The 2726-nt window shown below is 76.3% G+C and carries 1 protein-coding gene; it reads left to right on the forward strand.

The features are described from left to right. Positions 1 to 2726 (forward strand): acyltransferase domain-containing protein (locus ABZW03_RS39565; protein ID WP_355269532.1); only part of this gene is annotated, 2726 nt, incomplete at both ends.

Below are 2726 nucleotides of genomic sequence, written 5' to 3' on the forward strand. Positions count from 1 at the left end.
GAGGCCTCGGCTGTGGTGCCGTGGGTGGTGTCCGGCCGGTCGGTGGAGGCGTTGCGGGCGCAGGCCGGCCGCCTGGCGGATCACCTGGCGGAGCGCCCGGCGGTCGCGGCGGGTGACGTGGGCCTGTCCCTGGTCTCGCAGCGCTCGCTGTTCGAGCAGCGGGCGGTCGTCACCGGAACCGGCCGTGCGGAGCTGCTCGCCGGTCTGCGGGCGCTGGCCGAGGGCGGTACGGCGGACAACGTCACCGTCACACCCTTCACCACACCTGCGGACAGTCGGCGCGGCACCGTCTTCGTCTTCCCCGGCCAGGGCTCCCAGTGGGCCGGCATGGCACGGGAACTGCTCGCCGAGTCACCGGCGTTCGAGGACCAGATCCGGGCCTGCGACCAGGCCCTGGCCCCGTACGTCGACTGGTCCCTGCTCGACGTCCTGAACGGCGTCGACGGCGCACCCCCGCTGCAGCGGGTCGACGTCGTCCAGCCGGCCCTCTGGGCCGTCATGATCGGACTGGCCGCGGTCTGGCGCTCCCTGGGCGTGCGCCCCGACGCCGTGGTGGGCCACTCCCAGGGCGAGATCGCCGCCGCCCATGTCGCGGGCGCGCTGTCCCTGGAGGACTCGGCCAAGATCGTCGCCGTCCGCAGCCGGGCCCTGCTGAGCCTGGCGGGCACCGGCGGCATGACCTCCGTCGCCGCCCCGGCCGAGGACGTCCGCGCCCTGCTGGCCACCATCGGCGGCCACGCCGAGATCGCCGCGGTCAACGGCCCCTCCTCGACCGTGGTCTCGGGCGACCCGGAGGCGCTCGACCTGCTCATGGCCCGCTGCGAGGCACGCGGGATCGTCAGCCGCCGCATCGAGGTCGACTACGCCTCCCACTCCGCGAGCGTCGAGCCGCTGCGTGACCGGCTCCTGGCGGAGCTGGCCGGGATCACCCCCGCGAGCTGCGACATCGCCTTCTACTCCAGCGTCACCGCGACCGCCCTCGACACCGCGGGGCTGGACGCCGGCTACTGGTACGAGAACCTCCGACGGCCCATCCGGTTCCAGGAGGCCGTCCAGGCCGCGGCCGACGCCGGCCACGGGTTCGTCGTGGAGTCCAGCCCGCATCCCGTCCTGACCGCCGGCATCGAGGAGACCCTCGGCGGCGAGCGGGTCGTCGTGGGCTCCCTGCGCCGTGACCACGGGGCCGTACGGCAGATCCTCACGAACGCGGCCCGCCTCCACACCGGCGGGCTGCCCGTCGACTGGTCCCCGCTCTTCGCCGGGGCGCGGCCGGTGGAGCTGCCGACGTACGCCTTCCAGCGCCGGTCCTACTGGCTGCAGGAGGACACCGCCGTCGCGGACGTGGCGTCGGCCGGCCTGGAGACGGTGGGGCACCCGCTGCTGGGCGCGGCGGTCGAGCGGCCCGACGGGCAGGGCTGGGTGTTCACCGGCCGCCTCTCGCCCACGACCCACCCCTGGGCCGCGGACGTTCCGGACGCCGTGCTGCTCGAACTGGCGCTGGCCGCGGCCGACCGGGCCGGGTGCGACCGGCTGGAGCGGCTGACCGTCGAGACGCCCCTGAGCCTCGGGCGGGCCACGACCGACGTACGGGTCGTGATCGACGCGCTGGACCGCGGCCGCTGCTCCCTCGCCGTCTTCTCGCGGGCCTCCGGAGACTGGATCCGGCACGCCACCGGGGAACTGACCGAGACCCCGGTCGGCGCCGGGGCGCTCCCGGCCGCCGCCACCGCCGTGAGCCCGGACCAGGACGTCGTCCGGGCCGAGGTGGCACTCCCGGACCACGCCGACCCCGACGGGTACGGCCTGCACCCGGTGCTGCTGGCCGCCGCACTGCGACCGTTCGCCGGAGCCGGTGAGCCCCGCTCCTGGTCCGGGGTCGAGCTGTACGCCACCGGGGCCACCGCGCTGCGCGTGTCGCTGACGCCCACGGGGGCCGGCACCGCGCGCCTGTCCGCGGTGGACGCGATGGGCGAACCCGTCCTGAGCATCGCCGAGGTGAGGACGGGCCGGAGCTCCGAGGCCGAGGACCGGGCCGAGGCCGGGGTTCGGGCCGACCGGCCCGCCCCGGTCGGCGACGACCTGCTCCACCTGGACTGGACCGCCCTCGGCGGCCACGCCGCCCGGCCCGCCGCCGAGGACGCCTGGGGCGTGCTCGGCTCCGCCGACGCGCTCGCCCTGCCCGGCACCGTGGCGTACCCCGACCCGGCCGCCCTGGCCCGGGCCGCCGAGGTGCCCGGCACCGTGATCCTCCCCTGCCTGGGCGCGGAGGGCGACGAGCAGGACGTGCCCGGCGCGGCCCGCGCCATCGCCCAGCACGTCCTGGAGGTGCTGCAGGACTGGCTGGCCGAGGGGCGGTTGGCGCTCTCGCGCCTCGTCGTGCTCACCCGCGGGGCCGTCGCCACCACCCCCGACGAGGGCGTGAGCGCGCTCTCCGCCTCGGTCCTGTGGGGCCTGCTGCGCTCCGCCCAGTCCGAACACCCGGACCGCTTCGTCCTCCTGGACGTCGACGCCGACCCGGACCGCGAGGTCCTGGCCGCGGCCCTCGCGAGCGGCGAACCTCAACTCGCCCTGCGCGACGGCACCCTGCTCGCCCCCCGGCTCACCCGGACGGCACCGGCCGAGCTCCGCGCCCCGGTGGCGTTGGATCCGGAGGGTGCGGTGTTGGTGGTGGGTGGTACGGGGGTGTTGGGGTCGTTGTTGGCGCGTCATCTGGTGGTGGCGTGTGG

Source organism: Kitasatospora sp. NPDC004799, from assembly GCF_040609095.1.
GTDB lineage: Bacteria > Actinomycetota > Actinomycetes > Streptomycetales > Streptomycetaceae > Kitasatospora.